21 protein-coding genes are annotated in these 22,349 nt (G+C 35.3%); 8 read left to right on the top strand and 13 right to left on the bottom strand.

Annotated elements, in window-relative coordinates:
• Nucleotides 1-3: 3 nt before the first annotated feature.
• On the top strand, nt 4-2,130 hold the full coding sequence (locus EL260_RS21510; protein WP_123857548.1) for a helix-turn-helix domain-containing protein: 2,127 nt from the start codon (nt 4-6) through the stop codon (nt 2,128-2,130).
• Nucleotides 2,131-2,179: 49 nt separating this feature from the next.
• On the opposite strand, the gene EL260_RS21505 is transcribed toward EL260_RS21510, so the two are convergent.
• Entirely contained in the window at nt 2,180-3,028 is an 849-nt protein-coding gene (locus EL260_RS21505; RefSeq protein ID WP_123857547.1) for a M12 family metallopeptidase, read from the bottom strand.
• A 221-nt stretch (nt 3,029-3,249) separates the two neighbouring features.
• On the opposite strand from EL260_RS21505, the gene EL260_RS21500 reads away from it, so the two are divergent.
• The 5 genes from EL260_RS21500 to EL260_RS21480 all read left to right on the top strand — a co-directional run bounded on the left by EL260_RS21500 (nt 3,250) and on the right by EL260_RS21480 (nt 8,096).
• Nucleotides 3,250-4,209, top strand: coding sequence for a hypothetical protein (locus tag EL260_RS21500; RefSeq protein WP_123857546.1), 960 nt, complete (start codon nt 3,250-3,252; stop codon nt 4,207-4,209).
• Between the two features lie 4 nt (nt 4,210-4,213).
• Nucleotides 4,214-5,047: a hypothetical protein gene (locus EL260_RS21495; protein WP_123857545.1), complete on the top strand. Its 834-nt coding sequence runs from the start codon at nt 4,214-4,216 to the stop codon at nt 5,045-5,047.
• A 166-nt stretch (nt 5,048-5,213) separates the two neighbouring features.
• Nucleotides 5,214-6,218: an LLM class flavin-dependent oxidoreductase gene (locus EL260_RS21490; RefSeq protein ID WP_123857544.1), complete on the top strand. Its 1,005-nt coding sequence runs from the start codon at nt 5,214-5,216 to the stop codon at nt 6,216-6,218.
• Nucleotides 6,219-6,287: 69 nt separating this feature from the next.
• Nucleotides 6,288-7,409, top strand: coding sequence for a 3,4-dihydroxy-2-butanone-4-phosphate synthase (gene ribB, locus EL260_RS21485; protein WP_123857543.1), 1,122 nt, complete (start codon nt 6,288-6,290; stop codon nt 7,407-7,409).
• 102 nt (nt 7,410-7,511) lie between these two features.
• Nucleotides 7,512-8,096, top strand: a complete 585-nt coding sequence (locus EL260_RS21480; protein WP_123857542.1) for a Crp/Fnr family transcriptional regulator — start codon at nt 7,512-7,514, stop codon at nt 8,094-8,096.
• Between the two features lie 125 nt (nt 8,097-8,221).
• Here EL260_RS21480 and fmt read toward each other — a convergent pair whose 3' ends face one another.
• The 6 genes from fmt to folK form a co-directional block, all read right to left on the bottom strand.
• Complete coding sequence (gene fmt, locus EL260_RS21475; RefSeq protein WP_123857541.1) at nt 8,222-9,166, bottom strand: methionyl-tRNA formyltransferase; 945 nt, start codon at nt 9,164-9,166, stop codon at nt 8,222-8,224.
• 96 nt (nt 9,167-9,262) lie between these two features.
• Nucleotides 9,263-11,170: a RecQ family ATP-dependent DNA helicase gene (locus tag EL260_RS21470; protein WP_123857540.1), complete on the bottom strand. Its 1,908-nt coding sequence runs from the start codon at nt 11,168-11,170 to the stop codon at nt 9,263-9,265.
• Between the two features lie 78 nt (nt 11,171-11,248).
• A complete protein-coding gene (locus EL260_RS21465) occupies nt 11,249-12,685 on the bottom strand; it encodes an OmpA family protein (RefSeq protein ID WP_123857539.1) in 1,437 nt (478 codons plus the stop codon).
• 212 nt (nt 12,686-12,897) lie between these two features.
• Entirely contained in the window at nt 12,898-14,424 is a 1,527-nt protein-coding gene (locus tag EL260_RS21460; RefSeq protein WP_123857538.1) for an OmpA family protein, read from the bottom strand.
• A 56-nt stretch (nt 14,425-14,480) separates the two neighbouring features.
• A complete protein-coding gene (locus EL260_RS21455; protein WP_123857537.1) occupies nt 14,481-15,602 on the bottom strand; it encodes an OmpA family protein in 1,122 nt (373 codons plus the stop codon).
• Nucleotides 15,603-15,619: 17 nt separating this feature from the next.
• Nucleotides 15,620-16,036 carry a 2-amino-4-hydroxy-6-hydroxymethyldihydropteridine diphosphokinase gene (folK, locus tag EL260_RS21450; RefSeq protein ID WP_123857536.1) on the bottom strand — a complete coding sequence of 139 codons (417 nt, stop codon included), beginning with the start codon at nt 16,034-16,036 and terminating at the stop codon, nt 15,620-15,622.
• A gap of 20 nt (nt 16,037-16,056) precedes the next feature.
• Between folK and sppA the strand changes: the two genes are divergently transcribed.
• The gene (gene sppA, locus EL260_RS21445) at nt 16,057-17,814 is read left to right on the top strand and encodes a signal peptide peptidase SppA (protein ID WP_123857535.1); all 1,758 of its coding nucleotides are present in this window, start codon (nt 16,057-16,059) and stop codon (nt 17,812-17,814) included.
• Between the two features lie 73 nt (nt 17,815-17,887).
• On the opposite strand, the gene EL260_RS21440 is transcribed toward sppA, so the two are convergent.
• The 6 genes from EL260_RS21440 to rpmB all read right to left on the bottom strand — a co-directional run bounded on the left by EL260_RS21440 (nt 17,888) and on the right by rpmB (nt 20,352).
• Nucleotides 17,888-18,148, bottom strand: coding sequence for a GlsB/YeaQ/YmgE family stress response membrane protein (locus EL260_RS21440; protein WP_115968688.1), 261 nt, complete (start codon nt 18,146-18,148; stop codon nt 17,888-17,890).
• Between the two features lie 73 nt (nt 18,149-18,221).
• Nucleotides 18,222-19,175 (bottom strand): signal recognition particle-docking protein FtsY, encoded by a 954-nt coding sequence (gene ftsY / locus EL260_RS21435; RefSeq protein WP_123857534.1) that lies wholly within the window; start codon nt 19,173-19,175, stop codon nt 18,222-18,224.
• A gap of 15 nt (nt 19,176-19,190) precedes the next feature.
• Complete coding sequence (locus EL260_RS21430; protein WP_123857533.1) at nt 19,191-19,661, bottom strand: RidA family protein; 471 nt, start codon at nt 19,659-19,661, stop codon at nt 19,191-19,193.
• 89 nt (nt 19,662-19,750) lie between these two features.
• Nucleotides 19,751-19,900 carry a DUF4295 family protein gene (locus EL260_RS21425; RefSeq protein ID WP_065395045.1) on the bottom strand — a complete coding sequence of 50 codons (150 nt, stop codon included), beginning with the start codon at nt 19,898-19,900 and terminating at the stop codon, nt 19,751-19,753.
• Nucleotides 19,901-19,920: 20 nt separating this feature from the next.
• On the bottom strand, nt 19,921-20,103 hold the full coding sequence (rpmG, locus tag EL260_RS21420) for a 50S ribosomal protein L33 (protein ID WP_027373683.1): 183 nt from the start codon (nt 20,101-20,103) through the stop codon (nt 19,921-19,923).
• Between the two features lie 6 nt (nt 20,104-20,109).
• The gene (rpmB, locus tag EL260_RS21415; protein WP_002976757.1) at nt 20,110-20,352 is read right to left on the bottom strand and encodes a 50S ribosomal protein L28; all 243 of its coding nucleotides are present in this window, start codon (nt 20,350-20,352) and stop codon (nt 20,110-20,112) included.
• A gap of 240 nt (nt 20,353-20,592) precedes the next feature.
• Between rpmB and EL260_RS21410 the strand changes: the two genes are divergently transcribed.
• Nucleotides 20,593-22,305 (top strand): T9SS type A sorting domain-containing protein, encoded by a 1,713-nt coding sequence (locus EL260_RS21410; protein ID WP_228445564.1) that lies wholly within the window; start codon nt 20,593-20,595, stop codon nt 22,303-22,305.
• The last annotated feature ends 44 nt before the right edge of the window (nt 22,306-22,349 follow it).

The following is a 22,349-nucleotide window of genomic DNA, read 5'->3' as shown; positions in this document are numbered from 1 at the left end:
ACGATGAACAATCATTTTTTTGACTTAATAGAGTATACCAACAGAAGTGTTTTTCTGACTGGAAAAGCAGGAACAGGTAAAACAACGTTTCTTAACGATTTTGTAAGACGAACAAAGAAAAAACATGTAGTGATTGCTCCTACTGGGATTGCAGCAATTAATGCAGGTGGAGTGACCATCCATTCCATGTTTGGATTACCACTGAGAACTTTTTTACCTACCACAGAAAGAATAGATACCAGTTTGGCAAATAATATTGCTGATCTGATGCCTCATTTTAAATACCGTAAAGATAAACTTAAGCTTCTAAGAGAAGTTGAGATTATTATTATTGATGAGGTTTCCATGTTGAGAGCTGATGTACTGGACATGATGGATTTTTCTTTACGATTTATCAGGAGAAATAATCAAAGGTTTGGTGGAGTACAGATGTTGTTCATTGGGGATTTATTTCAGCTTCCGCCAGTGGTAAGAGATGAACACATCCTAAAAATGTATTATGATTCTCCTTTCTTTTTTGACAGTCATGCCATTAAAGACATTCCGATTGTTACCATTGAGCTTACAAAAGTCTACAGACAGTCTGATCAGGAATTCTTAGAAATATTGAACGCTATTCGTGATGGTGATGTAGATAATATAGATTTCAACCATCTGAATAAAAGATACGATCCTGATTTTGATATGGGGAAAGAATCTTACGTTTATCTGTGTTCTCACAATAAAATGGCAGATGAAATCAACCAGGAAAAACTGAAGGAGATAAAAATAGATCCTAAAACCTATGAGGCCAAGCTTGTTGGAGATTTTAAAGAAAATCAATTTCCCAATGACCAGTTCTTGGAACTTAAAATAGGCGCCCAGATTATGTTCATCAGGAATGATATTTCCGGAGAGAAGAAATATTTTAACGGAAAGCTTGGAGAAATTATTGGGTTGGATGATGATGAAATTCGTGTTGTTCTGGATGAAAGCGAAAGAGAAATTACCGTAAAAAAAGAAACCTGGGAACAGAAAAAATATTTTCTGGATACAGATAAAACGATCAAGGAAGAAGTTTTAGGAAGTTTTGAACAATTTCCTATCAAATTAGCCTGGGCTGTTACCATTCATAAAAGCCAGGGGCTTACCTTTGATAAAGTAATTATTGATGCCGGAAAAAGTTTTACTGCCGGTCAGGTCTATGTAGCCTTATCACGTTGCCGAACATTGGAAGGAATTGTTTTAAAATCAAAAATCACTCCTGAAGTTATTTTTAAAGACAACAGAATCCTGCAATTCCATAGCAATACGGTTGCCAACGATCATATAGATGCTATTTTGAACCAGGAGAAATACGATTATAGTATTAGAAAAGTACTTCGTACTGTGAATTGTCAATGGTTTTTAAATGAAGTAGAAGAGTGGAACAAGCTTTCTCTTACCACTAAAAATATAGACCGTGCTAAAGCTAATCAGCTGTATCTTCAGTTGAAACATGAAGCTACCAATCTTGGGAAAATCTTTGAAAAACTGGAACGTGTAATCTTTCAAAAGGTGAATAATTTCATTGAGCAGAAAGAAGAGTGGTCCGAAATTGAAAGCAAGTCAAAAGGTGCGGTTAATTTCTTCTTTACCGAAACCCGAAATAAAATTTTCGATCCATTGAAAGAGTTTTATGCTGAAATTAAAGGAGCAAAAGGTCTGAAACAATACAATGAAGAAGTGAAAAGCTGGCTGGAAGATATTGAAGAATACCTAAATAGTTTAAAGGATATTCACCTTCTTGAAGTAAAGCTTCTTGATGAAAAGAATGATAAAGAAGTCAGCATGAAAATTGCTAAAGTTCCTTCACAGGTTCTAACTTTTCAACTTTTTGAACAAGGAAAAACAATTGGTGAAATTGCATTGGAAAGAGGATTGGTGAAAGAAACCGTCATTGGCCATCTTGCCAAGTTTGCAGAACAGGGATTGCTAGATATTGCAAGAGTGATTACTTCAGATAAAATCAAAGCATTTGAAGATGAATTTTATAAAAATCCACATGAGACGTTAACAGAGTGGAAGAATGCTTTACCCAACCATTTTGAATTTAATGAAATCAGAATTTTAATCAATCATTACAATTATAAAAAAGAAAAGAATTCCTAGGGAATTCTTTTCTTGCTTGAATGATATTAAATTAATAGGAGTTTGAGATTTATGGGTACATTGTATTAATGGTATTGATATCTCCGGTTGTAAATCCTGTTCTGTTGTAGGTGAAATTAGTGTTGTCTGCTCTTTTAATGGTAGGTAAACCATTTTTAGAATAAGAATTTGGCCAGTACATCATTACAGAATTGATATTAAAAGGACCTATATCTGTTCCGGAAGTATATTTATTAAAATTATAAGCCTGTCCGTCCTGAATATTATTCCACTGAATGCTTACATACTGATCTCTGTCTTTACGGGCATGTTCGTGATAAAGCCCTACCGTATGACCCATTTCATGAATCACCGATCCTACCGAAATATATTGATCCAAAGAAACAGTCTGTTTTCCGCCTTGGTATCCTATATGAGCCCATCCATCTGATCCGTTTGAACTTCCGAAGATAAACTCAACATAATTAGATTGATTGGTACGTGGAATCCACTGAGTATTGGTTTTGCTATTATATTCACTTACAGCAGTATTGATTTTATTAACATTGATAGAGCCCATATTGCTGGCAATTGTGTAATATATTTTACCACTTGGCCATTTGTATAAACTGGCGCCTCCTTTATTGGCTGTGCCACCTTCTGATAATTGTTGATCGGAAAGAACGATGTCTCCCTGGAAAAAATTTAGTCCATTTTTTATTTCATAAGTAATTTCCTGACCTCCCAATTGCCCTTTTTTAAGATGGGCAGCATTTACTGCATTGGCTTGGGTTTCGGTTGTAATTTCGTCATTGTTTTTACTGCAAGAAGTTAAAGTTGCAGCCATCACAACGCTCATTATGAAAGTTTTTTTTGTGAATACTTTCTGAGAAAACAAGTCATTAATTTTTTTGTTCATGATAAATATTTTTCGAATTGGTTATGCGAATATAATAAATATGTCTCTTTATTTTGAATTATTTTCAATTATTTATAAATATATAAAGGAAAGTGATAAATGGATTACTTGAGATTATTTTAAAAGAGCGAGAGTAACCTGAGAAATGAGTATAAAAATAACACAAAAGGGGTATGGTATACGATGGCATTAGTTTATAGCTTTATGATAAACTAATGCCCATGAAAACAATATTAATCTCAGTGTGTTCTTTTGCGTGCGGATTATACCATGCTCAGGAGAAATCTTCGGATAATTTTCAGTTTGGAGCGACGCTGAAAGCCAGTATTAATTTTACAAGTAAAGAGAATAAGAACAGATTAAAAAATGAACCGGTTTTATTTTTTAAGATATCCACTTCATTTGGAGTTGCAAATACTTGGCTGAGTAAAAGTTTTTACCCCTCTCTGAATACTGAAATTCACCTTTATAATGGTGGTTTAGGAAGTGATAATGTAAGGAAATCTGCTGCTAATCGTATGATTTTAGATGCCATCTTTGCTTTAACACTTACTTCAGGCTTTGATTACAATACAGATACTCATAATCCCTTAAAATATTTTGGAGATTTTACGATTCCAGCATTAAATAATCCTTATTCTGTTTCAGGATCGCTAGGAACCAACTTTATTTTCACAACAGATAAAAAGAGAGAAACTCAAAGAGTGGGCTTTGCCGGTCTCAATGTTAAAGGAGTTCAGGCATTCACCTATAACGATGGGAGCTTTTTTGCTAAAATGTTTTTGGGCGACGGGGAAGACCGTTATTATACAGGAGGAGGAGGGTTGTCCTATACAGCAAGTTGGAGAAAAGCTGAAGATATACGAGATGCCTCATTGGAGTTGTCTTATCATAAATTTACAGGATATACAGATGAGACATTTCAGCTAAGTTATGATATTGGGGCTTCTATGGTTACCTATAAAGATGAAGATCAATATAAATATAATAAGAGCTTATGGAAGCTTAGCGCCAGATATACAGAAAATAATGTTGGATATGGAGTCAATATTAACCAGTATAATTCTGCAAAATGGGATGCTCAACATTTGATTCATTGGCTCACCTACTGTCCGTATCATTTTGTTCCCTACAATAAATTTTATTCTGTTGAACCATTTCTTTATATAAAAAAACAATAATCCGATGAAAACTAAAATAATACTAAGCTTTATGGTGATGTTTTCACTGATGAGCTGTAAATATTATGTCATGTATAAAGAAACTGCCGAACCTGGGTTTCTATGTGACAAAGGAGACGATCAACTGATAACAGTGTATGATAAGAACCAGAAAGAAGAATATGAAGTATATATAAGATACAACCAGTTTAAATATTTATATTTTAACAACACTCAGAGAACAAATCATCCAGATTATAATTCAAAAAAATATAGGACAGAAATTCAGTATATCATTGTAAATACAAAGGATAATAATGTATTTTATGTTTCAACTACTCCTTCCAGGTATATTATGAATAAAGATGATAAAGAGAGCAATTATCTGATCGGAAATAAAGGAAACAGTTATTTTTTCAATAGTTATTTTATTGGTAAAATAAATGATTCAATGATGGTGTTTAAAAATGACAGAGAGAAGATGACCTGGAAATTTAAAAGGGAAAATGATACTTTGAATATTAATACGGTTATTTCTCATAAAATTAGGAGCAATAAAGAAATTCATTCTTCCACTCGTTTAATATCAGAAATTTTAGGCAATGATTTTAAATTTGTAAAGATGAAAGGCTTTGAAGGCTTTACCTATGTGGAACCAAGAATATTTAATAAAGAAGACTCTGTAAAAACAATAAAAGCTGGCAATGAGATCTCTTTAGACAGAATAAGGTATGTTGCTTGTGGAAATCAGGTTGTAAAAGTGTTACTCAATTATAATAACGCAATAGATGTTAACAAGGAGTTTAAAAATATTTTCTATAAAAAAGGACGTATCCGGTTTATTAATGATCTTAAATAATTGATCAGTGTTTATTTTAAAGCACAGAAATATTAGACAAATGAAATTTTCCAATAGTTTTTCCCTGAACTCACCAATAGATCCTATTAATTACAAAAAGTAACTAATGCAATTCAGATTTTTTAAATTTGTATGATTTTTAAAATCTAAAAATTAACATCTCAATATGAAAAATTTTGAAATTTCTGTTTTAGACCTTGCACCGGTAAAGCAAGGGAAAAGCATTCATGATACTTTTCAGGACAGTTTGTCCTTAGCCAATCATGCAGAAGGCTTAGACTATAAAAGATTCTGGCTGGCGGAACATCATAATATGGAAAGCATTGCCAGCTCAGCCACTTCCGTATTAATAGGTTTTATCGCCAATGGAACAAAAAAAATCAGAGTAGGATCAGGAGGAATTATGCTTCCCAACCACAGTTCTCTGATTATTGCAGAACAATTTGGAACATTGGAATCCCTTTTCCCAGGAAGAATTGATCTCGGGCTAGGAAGAGCACCCGGAACCGATGGCTTAACTGCTCAGGCTTTAGGAAGAAACCCTGCAATCATTAACGAGCAGTTTCCAAGACAGATTCTGGAACTTCAACGATATTTTTCCAAGGAAAATGCTGATGCAATGGTTCGCGCTATTCCAGGAGAAGGATTGGATATTCCATTGTACATTTTAGGATCCAGTACAGATAGTGCTTGGCTGGCTGCAGAACTTGGTCTGCCCTACGCTTTTGCAGGACATTTTGCTCCCGAACAGATGGAAATGGCTTTTAAAATTTACAGAGAACATTTTCAACCTTCAGTCTATTCAGAGAAACCTTATATCATTGCCTGTGTGAATGGAGTAGCAGCAGAAACTTCTGAGGAAGCTCATAAAATTTCTACAACTTTATTTCAGGCGTTCATCAATATTATAAGAAACGACAGAAAACCTTTTGCCCCACCGGTAGATGATATGGATGAAATATGGTCACCTATGGAGAAATCAATGGTTTTGCAGAAGCTGAGATATACGTTTATCGGAAATCAGGATGAAATTAAGACAAAGCTTAAAGATTTTCAGGAAAAGTTTAATGTAGATGAACTGATGATTAATTCACATATTTACGATCATCAGAAAAGAGTAAGATCTTACGAGATTATCAGAGAAGCGGTGAACTCCTTATCCGAAGCGTAATAAACCATTCATATAAATTGGCAGATGCTTATTTTTATGAGTATCTTTGCACACAAATAAAAAGTAAAAATGTCTGAGATTAAATTAAATACTATTCCGGAGGCTATTGAAGACCTTAGAAATGGGAAAATAATCATAGTAGTAGATGATGAGGACAGAGAGAATGAAGGAGATTTTCTTTGCGCAGCAGAACTCACAACACCAAAAATTATCAACTTTATGGCGCTTCATGGAAGAGGGCTTATCTGTATGCCACTCCCTGAAAAAAGATGTGATGAACTTGGACTAGAAGTAATGGTAAGCAGAAGCAGTGATCCTAAAGAAACTGCTTTTACCGTATCTGTTGACCTTTTAGGAAACGGAACCTCTACAGGGATTTCTGCAGGAGACAGAGCGAAAACGATTTTAGCTTTGATGGATGAAAAATCCAAACCTACAGACTTCATGAGACCAGGACATATTTTCCCGCTTCGTGCCAGAAAAGGAGGAGTATTGAAAAGAGCAGGACATACTGAAGCTGCCATTGATCTTACTCATTTAGCAGGTTTGAAGGAAGGTGGAGTAATCTGTGAAATCATGAACGAAGACGGAACAATGTCGCGTTTACCTGAACTTCACACATTTGCTCAAAAGCACGATATGAAAATCGTTTCTATTGAAGATTTAATTCACTATCAGCTTAAAAAAGGGAATCTTGTAGAAAGACTGGAAGAGAAAAAAGTAAAAACACATTACGGTGACTTTGACTTCTATGCATTTAGAGAGACTTCTAACGATCAGATCCATTTTGCATTGACAAAAGGAGCATGGACAGTAGATGAGCCGGTTTTGGTAAGAGTACAGTCTTCAGACTCATATTTTGATGTATTAACAAGATTGAATAATGGTGAAAAACCTTTATTGGAAAAAGTAACCAATATGGTGAACGAAGCTGGAAAAGGAGCTATCATCTTCATCAATAACGTTTCAAATTCAGAAAATACATTAAGAAAACTTCAGCAATTCCTGAACTATCAGGATGGGCAGGAGCAGCATCCTACTTTAGCGTACAACTATAGAGATTATGGTATCGGAACGCAAATCTTAAAGAATTTAGGAATTAATAAGTTTAAAGTAATCACTCAAAACCCTGCTATCAAGCCTCAGGTTGGAGGATATGATGTAGAGGTTACTGAATTGGTACAGCTATAATAAGTAAATAGACAATAGTGAATTTACTTCACTTTGAATAATTGTTTATAAAATGAAATAAAAGGTTTAGGATTTTTCTAAACCTTTTTTTATTTTTAAACCATGACCGAGTCTTTACAAAAACATATCCGGGAGTATGTGGAAATTTCAGATGAAAAGCTGGAAAAATATTGCAATGCCTTTACCCATCGAAAAATAAAAAAGAAAGAGTTTTTATTAATGGAAGGAAGTATCTGTGATTTTGAAGGATTTGTAGTGAGTGGTTGTTTTAAGGTTTTTCATACCAATCGAAATGCAGCAGAGCAGATATTATATTTTGCTATTGAAAATTGGTGGATCTCTGATATAGACAGCTTCATCAACAGGATTCCATCCAAGCTTACCATTCAGGCACTCGAAAACAGTGAAATTCTTTTGATTTCAAGAAAAGATAAAGAAAAGCTTTACCAGGAGATGCCGGAAGTGGAAAGATTAATGAGACTTAAATTTCAGAGTTCAATTATTGCATTACAACGCAGAATTATTGATAATTTAAGCAAGTCTTCTGAAGAGCGCTATATTGAATTTTTAAAAAAATATCCCCAAACAGCCCATCGTCTTACCAATATTCAAATTGCAGCTTATCTGGGAGTAACTCCTGAATCTCTCAGCAGAGTTCGTAAAAATATTGTAAAGAAAGATGAATAAGATCCGATGTTTTTTTTGCTTAAAAAAGTTATTTGACTTAACGATCCTGAATGGTTCAAAAAAGAAAAGTCACAACAAAAATGCCTGTTGTGACTTTTATGTATGGTTAAAATTCAACCGTAAAATTACAGGCTTATTTCGTCAAAGTTTCTGAAACCATTCAGGAAGTCCTTTACCGTCATTCTTTTCTTGCCTTCTAACTGAAGTTCCTGGGGAAAGTATACACCATCCTGAGTGTATATTTTGAACTCACTTTTTGAAATATCCAATGTTCCGGCAGGCTTTCCATGATTGGAGATTTCAAATTTTCCACTAAATATTTTTAATCCTTTTTCCTCTTCACCAATTTTCAAAGTTGTGAAAGCAGCAGGATAAGGCGACATTCCCAGAATAAACTGATGTACAGTTTTAGAGGGTGCCAACCAATTGATTCTAGTATCCTCTTTGAATATTTTATAGGCATTTTTCGGGTGCTCAACCTGGGGTTGAGGTTTTTCTTCAATAGCATTGTCAGCCAATCCATCTAATGTTCTTACGACTAATTTTGAACCCATTTCCATCAATCTGTCATGAAGACCTCCTGCATTTTCATCCGGTAGAATTTCAAGCTCTTCCTGAAGAAGAATATTTCCTTCATCAATTTTTTCATTAATGAAGAACGTAGTTGCTCCAGTTTTTTCTTCCCCGTTAATAACTGCATAGTTGATAGGAGCAGCACCTCTGTAGTCAGGAAGTAAGGATGCATGAAGGTTAAATGTTCCCATTCTAGGCATTTCAAAAAGAACCTTAGGCATCATTCTAAAAGCTACCACTACAAAAACATCAGCATCCAGTTTTCTGAGTTCTTCTAAAAATTCAGGATTTCTTAATTTTTCCGGCTGAAAAACAGGAATATTATTTTCTGAAGCATACACTTTTACTGGTGATTGGGTTATTTTCTGGCCACGTCCGCTTGCTTTATCCGCTACAGTTACCACACCTACAACCTGATGATGAGATTGATGAATAGCCTCCAAAGAAGTTTTTGCAAACTCAGGAGTACCTAAAAAAACGACTTTCAATGATTTCATAATGCAAAGATAAGTTTTTGCTCTGAGAGTGGGTAGCATATGAGACTTAGGAGAAGAGAAATGGTCTTTTTAAAATGCAAATCATTTCATTACTCATTACCCATGATTAAGTGCATAGGTTCTGAAATTCAACATTTTTACCTTTCCGGAGTCTAATAGAAAAATTAAGTTTTCCAATATGCTTTCTTTGGAATGATAACTTAGCTGTACAGAAAGTTCTTCGATGGTTGCTGATTTTTTTGCCAGTAAATTAATGATCTGCTGGGAAATGTTTTTGCCAAAAATAGACTGTTTATTCTTTTCACAAACAGAACACTGGCCGCAGTTTTTTGAATTTTTTTCCCCGAAATAAGCCAGAATAAGTTTCATTTTACAGTAATCCTTATCTTCAACATAGAATTTCATTTCTTCCCATTTCTGAATCTTATTTCGTTGAATATGTTCAAAAAGTTTCCAATAAGCATTATTGACAGCTCTCTCATCACGAGGTTTCAGAAATTTGATACTCGATAAAGCTCCGTCCAGATATTCAAGATAGTTTCTCTGTTGAAGCTCCTTTAGACGTTCTTTGATTAAAGGAATACCCACTCCAATTTTATTACTTACCTGTTGTTCACTGAACATCACTTTATGGGTTGTAATTCCGGACACAGTGCGGAGTAAAAGCTCTATGAAATATGCATCTTTTTGTGGCAGCTGATCTATTTCATCAGATTTAATAAAAAGCTCCAAAGATGACAGGCTTTTATTGTCATTGTAGTAAATGATTTCCTGGTTATGAAGGAAATTGAGGACATTATTGATTTTGGCTTTTGATAACCTGGTAAAGTTTTGTATTCCGGTTGTATTCAGTTGGAATGTTTTCTCGGGTAACTCAAATTCTGCTACCTGAAAAATAGAGTAGAGGTAGCTGATGATCTTTAAAAATTCAGCCTTGTTGGGAATCTGGTTTTTGAGAATTTGATCAAAGTTCAAAAGCTCCTGTTTGTTCCAAAGCATAAACGCAAAACTCTCCTTACCATCCCTTCCGGCTCTTCCTATTTCCTGGTAATAATTTTCAATTGAAGCAGCAGGTGAGTAGTGGAGCACAAAACGAACATTATCCTTGTCAATTCCCATCCCAAAGGCATTGGTAGAAATTAAGACCTGATTATCACTATTATTCCAGGTGTTTTGTCTTGTATTCTTTTCCTTTGTAGTTAAGCCTGCATGAAAATAATCTACATTTTTTAGCTGATTTTTCTTTAAAAACTCTGAAAGCAGTTCAGCTTCTTTTCTGGTTCTTACGTAAACAATTCCTGAATCTGTATTGTATTTTAAAATATCCAGAACCCGCTGAAATTTATCGGAAACCTCTTCTGTAAAGATTTTGATATTATTTCTTTTAAAGCTTTTCTGGAAAACAGCCGGATTTCTCAGCTCAAGCTTATTTTTGATCTCTTCCAAAACTTTTGGAGTTGCAGTTGCAGTAAGTGCCAGGCATGGAGTTTCCGGATTATTCATTCTGAAACCTTTAATATTCTGATAGCTTGGACGGAAATCCTGTCCCCATTCAGAAATACAGTGTGCCTCATCAACAGCAATGAATGATAGCTCTATTTCTTCGATATTCTGAAGAAACTGAATATTGGTTAGTCTTTCAGGAGATACATAAAGCAGCTTGGTAAGACCTTCTTTGCAACGATTGTAAATAGCTTCAGCATCATATTCATCCAATTCAGATGACAGGTATTCTGCTTCTATACCACGGAATTTTAGCTGATTCACCTGGTCTTTCATTAAAGCCAGCAAAGGGGAGATCACCAGACAGGTTCCTTCTTTTAATAAAGCAGGCAGCTGGTAACATAATGACTTACCGGCCCCTGTAGGAAGAAGTACCAGACTGTCTTTTTCATTGATAACAGCATTGATAATTTCTTCCTGAGAATCTCTGAAGCCGGTATAGCCCCAGAAATACTTAAGAGTATCATATTTTAGCTTTTGAAAATCCTGTGGAGAAATCATGTTGTAAAAATAAGGAAAGTATTAAGACAAAAAAAGCCACGCAATGCGTGACTTTTATATAATAAATTAATAAGCTTATTATTTAGCTTCGAAGTATACTCTTCTGTTAGCTCTGTTTTTCCACTCAGGGCATTTCGTTGCTGGTTCACACTCAGGATATTTAAGGTCTTTTTCACCTTTACCTACAGCGTTTAATTTGCCAGACTGAACTCCGTTTTTGATTAGATAGTTCTTAACGTTGTTGGCTCTTCTCTGAGATAATTTTTGGTTGTAAGCATCAGTACCTCTTGTATCAGTAGCCCCTACAACATTGTAAGAACCGTTTGAAGAATTGATGTAGTTTACGGCATTATTTAAGATAGGAGTGTTTGAAGGTAAAATTCTGTCAGAATTTAAATCAAACTCAATACCTTCCAGTTTAGTTTCAGTTTCTATTACTGGTCCTGTAGTGGTAGTAGGACAACCGTTGTTTTCAACAGGTCCTGGAACCGTTACACACTTATCGTAAAGGTCAATAACTCCATCAAGGTCTGTATCAAGAGCTACACCGGCACCATCCACTCTAGCTCCTGCAGGAGTGTCAAGCTGTCTGTCCCAATCGTCGCATACTCCATCGTTATCAGCATCCCCTTTCTTACATACTTCGATATCCTGGTTTTTATTAGCCAAAACATCAAGTTTGTAATAGATTTCCTGAAGTGGGTCATGCCACATTAAGTGAGACTCATGTTTTCCTAATTTTACAGAAAGTCCTAACGTTGCATTGAAGAAGTTATCAGAAACTTGTGAAGAACGTCTGTTGATATCACTGTATGGATCACCTCCACCATCAAAAGTATCATCACCAGTTACTACATACATTAATCTACCTTCAATATCAATTCTTCTGTTCACTTTAAACTTCAGACCTGTACCAGCCTGCATGAATAAAGAACCTAATTTAAATGGCTTCACTTCAGTCATCAATCTTTGTCCAGTGGCATCTTTTTGGTATGCTCTGTAAGCAATGGTACCAACACCGGCATATCCGTGTAGGGCCCATCTGTAAGGAGAATGATTATCAACTCTTCTTAAAAGGTTAGAGAAGTTAATATCTCCCAAGATTGAAATCGCGTCGTATTGAGTTCTACCCGCTACCGCCTTTGCATCAGGTGCTGCATCTTTGGTATTGAACCATCCTTGTCGTGTTTCACCTCTGTCATATTGTAAATTGATTCCAAATGCATGGGTGATCGCTTTATCAATACTTACATAAGCTGAATATCCGAAAAGGTTTTTACCGTTACCATTCTTAATGGAGGTTAAATCTGCTGACTGAAGTAGTGGAACTCCAACCCCTGCAGAAATAGACCAGTCATTAAATCTTTTTGATTGATTTGTGAATGGGGAAACGTTGGCAGACCCAGACGAGAACGTATTGGGATACTCTCCTTTTGAAACTGCCGTTGAGTCTTGTGCATAACTGGCAGTAGGAATCGCCAAAGCTAATGCAACAATTGCTAAACTTAATTTCATAGTGTTATTTTTTTAGTTAAGTTATTTTAAATGATTTTTTTACGCTAAAAAGTGATTTTTGTATTATTTTTTCCAAAACAATAGTGTCTATATCTTGCCAATCTTGCACCTATTCCCCGGAAAATGATATAAAGGTATGTAAAAAAATTCGTAGTAGAAAAAAAAAAACCGAAAAGAACAATTCTTTTCGGTTTTACATGTATTATAAGAAATTACTTCTTCTTTTTCTTAGATGGTGCTTTTTTTACTGGTTTTTTTACAGAAGCATCTTCATAGTCTTTCTTTTTAAGAGAATCCCATTCTGAACCTTCTATAAATCTTACCGTAACTTTTCTATCTGCCATTCTTTCAGCATCAGAGGCTGAAGCTGGAATTTTAGCATCTACAGATCCTACTCCTCTTGATTTCAGTACACTTTCATTGATACCTCTGTTTTCAAGCGCTCCTACTACAGCAGCAGCTCTTTCTTTAGATAATCTTAGGTTATAAGCTGCATTTCCTTTAATATCAGTATGTCCTGTTAATAAGTAGGTACCTCCGTTTTCTTTAATAATCGAAGCTGCTACATCAAGTTTACTGTTAGATTCAGGTCTGATCGTAGCCTTATTAAAGTTAAAGTAGATGTCTTTCAACGTTTTTTCTACTTCTACAGCAGTCTTATGATTATCTTTTTTCTCTATTGGACAACCGTTGTTTTCAACAGGTCCTGGAACTGTTACACATTTATCGTAAAGGTCAATAACTCCATCAAGGTCTGCATCAAGAGCAACACCGGCACCATCCACTCTAGCTCCTGCAGGAGTGTCAAGCTGTCTGTCCCAGTCGTCGCATACTCCATCATTATCAGCATCCCCTTTCTTACATACTTCGATATCCTGGTTTTTATTAGCCAAAACATCAAGTTTGTAATAGATCTCCTGAAGTGGGTCATGCCACATTAAGTGAGACTCATGTTTTCCTAATTTTACAGAAAGTCCTAAAGTTGCATTAAAGAAGTTATCAGAAACCTGTGAAGAACGTCTGTTGATCTCACTGTATGGATTACCTCCACCATCAAAAGTATCATCACCAGTTACTACATACATTAATCTACCTTCAATATCAAGTCTTCTGTTTACTTTAAACTTCAGACCTGTACCTGCCTGCATGAATATAGAGCCTAATTGAAATGGTTTCACTTCAGTCATCAATCTTTGTCCAGTGGCATCTTTTTGGTATGCTCTGTAAGCAATGGTACCAATACCGGCATATCCATGTAATGCCCATCTGTAAGTAGAATGGTTATCAACTCTTCTTAAAAGGTTAGAAAAGTTAATATCTCCAAGAATTGAGATTGCATCATATTGAGTTCTACCTGCTACTGCTTTTGCATCAGGTGCTGCATCTTTGGTATTGAACCATCCTTGTCTTGTTTCACCTTTGTCATATTGTAAATTGATTCCAAATGCATGGGTGATCGCTTTATCAATACTTACATAAGCTGAATATCCGAAAAGGTTTTTACCATTACCATTCTTAATGGAGGTTAAATCTGCAGATTGAAGCAGTGGAACTCCTGCTCCTACAGAAATAGACCAGTCATTAAATCTTTTTGATTGATTGGTAAATGGGGAAACATTCGCAGATCCAGAAGTAAAAGTATTAGGATACTTTCCATCTGCAGCTGCTGATGAATCTTGTGCATAGCTGACGGTAGGGATCGTCAATGCCAATGCAACGATTGCTAAACTTAATTTCATCGTGTATTATTTATTTTTTTGAATTTTTTTTGGAAAATAGCCTTTAGGCTTTTTTATTATTTGATAGGGCATCCGTTGTTTTCAACAGGTCCAGGAACGGTTACGCACTTATCATATAAGTCAATAACACCATCAAGATCCATATCTAAAGCAACACCGGCACCATCTACTCTTGCTCCTGCAGGAGTATCAAGTTGTCTGTCCCAATCATCACATACTCCATCATTGTCCTGGTCTCCTTTTTCACAAACAACAAAGTCTGTAGCAGCATTTTCTAAAACATTGGTTTTGTAGTATGCTTCCTGAAGTGGGTCATGCCATGCTAGGTGAGATAGATGCTTTCCTAACTTGAAAGATACTCCTAAAGATACCGTCCAGGCATTGTAAGATCTTCTGTTGTTAAGGATTGTATATCGATATCCTGATTCTGTAGGCGCTTTAGGATCGTAACTTGAATTATTGTATCCACTACCATCAAATGACTGCTCCCCACTGATAATATACATGGTTCTTGCTTCAACATCAATAAGTGGTGAAACATTATACTTTAGTCCTAAACCAGCCTGATAATATACAGAATTAATATCAAGGTCCTGCTTTACAAATAATGGTGTTCTTTTAGGATTGTCACTCCATCTGTTTCGATCATTGTCGTGTAAAGAAGTTCTGTACCCTTGAAGTCCAATTCCTCCATACCCGTGGAATGCCCATCTGTAAGGGGAATGATTATCTACTCTTCTTAATAAGTTGGAAAAGTTGATATCACCCATCAAAGCGATTTGGTCAAACTGTGTAGTTCCGGTAGCTACGCCCGCAGCTATTCCAGGAGCTCCAGGAAGTTGTCCTGTTTGTTTCGTTTCTCCTCTGGTGTAAATAAGGCTTAAACCGAAAGTATGTGAGATCTGCTTATCAATACTTATATAAGCATTGTATCCCCAATTCGTCTTATCCGAACGAAGAGATTTAAGTGCAGAGTGAACCATAAATGCGGAACCACCTCCTACGGAGATTGACCAGTCTCTGAAGCGTCTGGCTTTGTTGTCAAAAGGCTGTACGTTAGCTGACCCTGAAGAGAAGGTATTAGGATACTCAGTAGAAGAGTTTACTGTAGTACTGCTATTCTGAGCGAAAGCTGCAATTGGCAAGGTTGTAGCCAATAATAATAAACCTAATTTCATACAATATGTTTTATGTTTTAAATAAAATCTTTTAATAATATTCTGGAAAAATCCCTTTCAAAAAGATGTTTTTTATGAGGGATTTCTAATCTTTCTGATCTAAAATTTAATTCATTATACGTAATGATATCAATATCTATTATCCTGTCTGTGTAACCTCCGGATACTTTTGAATCATTAATTCTTCCCATTTCAACTTCTATCTCTTTAATACAATCAAGCAGCTGAATTGGTGAAAGATGCGTGAATATTATTGTTGCAATATTACAAAAAATATTGGAACTGGCAAATTCTACAGGATCTGATATCAAAAATTCGCTTATTTGTGAAATGTGATTTCCGGCATCACTTATTTTCTGTAAAGCAAGCTCTAAATTTTTTTTTTGCTCTCCTAGGTTACTTCCGAGTAACAAAACTACCTTTTGTTGCGACATATTAGAAAATTGATTGATTTATGAGAAGTTTCTTTAAAAATGTTTTGGCAAATATAGTAGCAATAATCATACTTTGCGCTGTGTTTTTCGTCTTTTTTATTATGATGCTTGTGTTTAGTTCTATGGGAAGCGACAAGTCTGTGGTAGTAAAAAAGAATTCGGTTCTAACGATTAATTTAAAGACCAATATAATAGACAGCCCTACAGAAGAACAAATGGATCTGTTTGGTTTAGGCAGCCAAAATAAGAATGTACTTCTTTATGATGTACTTGAGGCTATTAATAAAGCTAAAACTGATGATAATATTAAAGGGATCAGTATTGAGATGGATGACCTGAATGCAGGACTCACTCAAATTGACGATGTTAGAAATGCTATTGAAGATTTCAAGAAAAGTGGAAAGTTTGTATACGCTTACGGAAACGGAGTTTCTCAATCTGCTTATTATCTGGGGTCAGTAGCAGATCAGTATTATCTTCATCCTGCGGGAGGAATAGAATTGAAAGGACTTTCTACTGAGGTTACTTTCTTTAAGGATTTTGCAGACAAATATGGTATTGGAATAGAGGTGATCCGTCATGGTAAATTCAAGTCTGCGGTAGAGCCTTTCTTAAGAAATGATATTTCTCCGGAAAATAAAGAACAGCTAAGTACCCTGTTGAATGACCTTTGGAAAAATACATCTTATAAAATGGCAACGTCAAGAAAAATTGATACTGCTCAATTCAGAACGATTGTTGACAGCTTATATGGAATGATTCCTGAGCAGGGGTTAAAATATAAACTGGCAGATAAGCTTATCCAAAAATCAGAATATGAGGATATGCTTAAAACGAAGTTGAATGTAAAAGATAAAGAAAAACTGAATAAGGTCTCTTTAACCAACTATATCAGTTCTTTAACTAATGAAGATAAGTCAGGAGAAAAAGTAGCTATATTATATGCTTCTGGATCTATCAATAATGGTGATCAGTATAATGATATTCATTCTGAGAAGTATGTTAAGTATATTAAAAAGCTTCAGGAAGATGATAAAGTAAAAGCGGTTGTATTCAGAATTAACTCTCCTGGAGGAAGTGCGAATGCTTCAGATGAAATTTTATTTGAATTGCAGCAACTGAAAAAGAAAAAGCCATTGGTAGTTTCTTTTGGTGATTATGCAGCTTCTGGTGGTTATTATGTAGCGATGGCAGCAGATAAGATCTATTCGGAGCCTAATACACTTACAGGTTCTATTGGAGTATTTGGAGTATTACCTTATTATAAAGATATAGCCAATAAGAATGGTATTCGTGCAGATGTTGTGGCTACCAATGCTAACTCAATGTATTATTCAGGATTAAACGGAGTAACTCCTTATGGAGTAAACATGATGACGAGAAGTGTGGAAGGTACTTATAAAAGATTTGTACATTTCGTTACTCAAAACAGAAAGAAAACATTTGAACAAATTGATAATGTAGGTGGTGGTAGAGTATGGAGTGGTGTCCGTGCAAAGGAAATCGGTCTGGTAGATGAATTGGGAACTCTTAATGATGCGGTAAAGTTTGCAGCACAGAAAGCAGGGGTGAAATCTTACTATGTAGAATCTTATCCTAAGAAAATGACTCCATTCGAGCAAATCTTTAAAGATCTTAATGAAGAAGATGTTTCTGCAAGAATTATCAAAAATAAAATAGGAAAGGCGAACTATGAAATCTTACAACAGATTACAGACAAGAAATTACAGTCTGAGGTAAAAATGGAAATGCCTTACCAAATCAGAATCAACAACTAACTAAATTATATTGTACAAAAATCCCGGATCTGAAATTTCAGATCCGGGATTTTATTTTTTTATCAGCATTACATTAGCTTTTCTTCGTGGCCATTCCGTAAATCCAGAGGACAATCAAAGCTCCTCCGATGGCAAGAATCCAGCTTCTTGGATTCCAGAATGAAGTAACATCTCCCCAATGTAGAATGTAAACTCCTATAGCTCCTCCTACAAATGCTCCTATAATTCCTAGGATAATAGTGATTAGCCAACCTCCTCCTTGAGTTCCCGGCATAATCATTTTAGCGATTGCACCTGCAATAAGACCGAATAAGATCCATGTTATAATTCCCATAGTTGCAAATTTTTTAATGGTTAATATTTAAAAATGATTTGTTTTACTAATATAAGGGAAAACATGATGTAAATCATCTTTTCTTGAAGAATGAGTCTACAAATTCCGTACCATTGAAAAGCTGCAGATCTTGCATTTTTTCACCTACTCCTATATATTTTACTGGAATTTGGAACTGATCTGAGATCCCGATAACAACACCTCCTTTTGCTGTTCCATCTAATTTTGTCACAGCTAAAGCATTCACTTCTGTTGCTGCTGTAAATTGTTTAGCCTGTTCAAATGCATTTTGTCCTGTAGAACCGTCAAGAACCAATAAGATTTCATGAGGAGCATCAGGAATCACCTTTTGCATTACTCTTTTAATCTTGGAAAGCTCGTTCATCAGGTTGATTTTATTATGAAGTCTTCCTGCAGTATCAATGATAACAACATCTGCATTTTGAGCTACAGCACTTTGTACGGTATCAAAAGCTACAGAGGCAGGATCAGAGCCCATTTCCTGTTTTACAATAGGAACACCCACTCGCTCGCTCCATATAACAAGTTGATCTACTGCAGCAGCTCTGAAGGTATCAGCAGCTCCAAGAACTACTTTTTTGCCTTCGGATTTGAATTGGTGAGCTAGTTTTCCAATAGTGGTTGTTTTTCCAACTCCATTTACTCCTACGACCATAATAACGTAAGGTTTTTTTGAAGCATCGATATTTCCTGTTCCTGCATGAGGATTTTCAAGAAGTAATCCTGAAATTTCCTCACGAAGAATGGTATCCAGTTCGTTCACGCCCACATATTTGTCGCGGGCAACACGTTCTTCAATTCTCTCTATGATTTTAATGGTAGTGGAAGCGCCTACGTCAGAGGCAATCAGTACTTCTTCCAGATCATCCAGAACTTCATCATCTACTTTGCTTTTACCGACTACGGCCTTCGTCATTTTTTCAAAGAACCCCTGGCTGGATTTTTCCAATCCTTTATCCAGTGTTTCTTTTTCTTCCTTTTTGAAAATATTTTTAAACCAACTCATAGTTTTAGTTTATTCTTATCTTTTGTTTTTAATCACTGCTGTGGCTTCTACTTCTATCAGTACATCATTCCTGAAAAGCTTATTGACCTCTACAAGGCTGCTTACGGGAGGATTCTGAAGATTGACATATTCATCCCTTATTTTTCTGAAATCCGGGGTTTTTGAGATGTCTGTGATGAAGATAGTCAGTTTGACGATATCTTTCCCCGTACCTTCATACTCCTTCAGAATATTTTCAATGTTTTTGAAAATCTGATGGGTCTGTTCCTCTACATTATTTCCCACCAGGTTTCCTTTTGAATCTAAAGGAACCTGACCAGATAATAAAATCATTCTGGAAGTACCGCAATCAATGCTTACTGATTGTGATAATCCCGGGATGCTGAAAACTTTTGGTGAACTTTTGTATACTATAGGATCCATCGTTTTCTGACTGAATGAAAATTGAAAAATAACTGTGCCCATTAGTACAAGAATCTTCTTCATATTTCACTGATTAATAATCTGGTGAACAAAGATAACAAAAAAACTACCCAAAATATGAGTAGTTTTTTATATTGTAAATAAAGTATTGATTATTTTTTCAAAAAACCATCTACTTCATCAGCATTCATTACTTTTTCTTCGAAAACGTAAGCTCCTGATTTAGAAGACTTCACCATTTTCACCACTTTAGTCATTTTCTTAGACCCAGTTTGTAGGGTTGCTACTACTTTCTTTGCCATGGTAAGTTATTATTTAAAAATTACTTAATTTCTTTGTGAAGGGTAGATCTCTTAAGAACAGGATTGTATTTTTTCAATTCCAATCTTTCTGTTGTGTTCTTTTTATTTTTTGTAGAAATGTATCTAGACATTCCTGGCATACCGCTTTCTTTGTGCTCTGTACATTCAAGGATTACTTGAACTCTATTTCCTTTTTTTGCCATGATTTATTAATTCTTTTTAATCAATCCGTTTCTTGTAGCTCTTTCAATAGCTTCCTCGATTCCAATCTTGTTAATCACTCTCAATCCATGAGCTGATACTTTCAGTGTAACGTGCTTATCTTGCTCTGGAAGGTAAAACTTCTTCTCTAATAAGTTAATTTCAAAACGACGCTTCGTTTTGTTATTAGCGTGAGAAACGTTGTTACCAACCATTGCACGCTTTCCTGTTATTTGGCAAATTCTTGACATATCTCGATGTTCTTATTTGTATAATATTTGAGAGTGCAAAATAACGAAGAATTTTTTAGATAGACAAATCTTTTGGAAAATATTTGTAAATAAGTGACTGATTATAAATATTGATTTTTTAAAATATTCGAATTTTCGGGATATAGCAGTAAATCAGTGCTGATATATTTCATACCCGTTTTTTTTAAAGCAAAAAAAATAATATTCTATCTTTGTTTTTAATTAATCTAAATAAAAATTATGAAGAGAATTTATATTCTATTGTCTATGCTGCCTGTTGGTTTATGTGCTCAGAATTTTACGGAGATACAGACCGGGATGAACAATTTTTATTTCTCAGCTTCTGATATCGCTGATGTAGATAATAATGGTACACTGGATATTGTAGTCAATGGAGCTATAGATTCAGATGGAGATGGGAGCCCTGATGCTACCTATAATGAAGTGTATCAGAATACGGGAACAACCTTTCAGCCTTATACGGACCTGGGTGGAGATGTAACGCATTTGGGCGATATAAAATTCATCGACTATAACAATGATGGGTTGATGGATATTATTTCTACCGGGTTGAGCTATATGGATATTGTAAACTATAAGCATTACCGTTTTAAAAATACCGGAGTAGGTTTCACAAGAGAGGAGGAGCTTCCGGGAAAAATTTATGGCTCGTTAGAAGTTTTTGACTTCAATCATGACGGAAAGCAGGACTATGCCATCAATGGGACCCAATTTGCTCATGGAGGAGGCTTCAGAAATACGGTTGATTTTTATAAAAATACAGGATCGGGCTTTGATATGACTGAAAATTGGGCTGATGGAACTCAAAATGGAAGCTTTAAAATGATAGATCTTAATAATGATCAGCTTTTGGATATGGTTATTATAGGCTCAGATATTAATGGTGATCCGGTTTCTAAAGTATATATTAATCAGAATGGAACATTGGTTGATACACAAGCTCTTGATTCTTTAATTTCAGGAAAACTGGAAGTGGCTGATTTTAATGCGGATGGTTTTCAGGATATTGTAGTGGCGGGTAAGGATGCGAATGATGACCCCTATCTCGCAGTTCTTATGAATGACGGAACCGGTAATTTAATCACTCACCAAATCACATCAGAGGTTTCTGAAGCCTCAATAAGTGTTGGAGATTTGAATAATGATGGATATTATGACTTTATGATTGCCGGAGATATTAATTATAACGCAGTTGTAAAATCTTATTTATATAATGCATCCAGCCAGACGTTTACTGAAGGGGCTATCACAGGCTTACACAGCTTAGGTGGACCGGGAACGATGCAGCTGTTTGATTTTAATAATGATAATCATTTGGATGTCTTTTTAAGTGGATTTGATTGGGCCAGCCAGGATATTCCCTCTTTGACAAAAGTTTTTAAAAATAATGCTACAGAGCAGAATGCAAAGCCAATGGCTCCAACGCATTTGAATCTGACTAAAAACGGAAACCGATTTAACTTTACATGGAGTGGAGCAACAGATGATAAAACTCCAGTTAATGCGCTACGTTATGAAATTAAAGTAGGATCTACACCAGGTTCACATAATATTGCCAAATATATTGTAACGACTCCTTCATGGTTTCTGGATCTTGATCCGTCTGTTCAAAATGTATACTGGAGTGTAAGATCAATTGATGCTTCAAAGGTATATTCTGATGCATCTGCACAAGGAACATTGGCAACGAAAGAGAATACGATCAATCGTGAAAAAGACTTTGTTATATATCCTAACCCAACTTCTGATAAAGTTTATATGAAAGGGGAGAAGGTTTCAGAAGCTGAGATCTATTCAATGGAAGGCCGAAAGCTGAATGTGATTTTAAACAGAGATCAGTCTATTGATGTATCTCATCTTCCTAAAGGAGTATATTTATTAAAACTGAAAATAAAAAACGAAATAACCACTAAAAAAATTACTATTAAATAAATAACTGAATCATTTATTCTATCTTGAGAGAAGTCAGACGTCCA

Source organism: Chryseobacterium nakagawai (genome assembly GCF_900637665.1).
Taxonomy (GTDB): Bacteria; Bacteroidota; Bacteroidia; order Flavobacteriales; family Weeksellaceae; genus Chryseobacterium; species Chryseobacterium nakagawai.
This window is presented reverse-complemented; position numbering and strand designations above follow the sequence as displayed.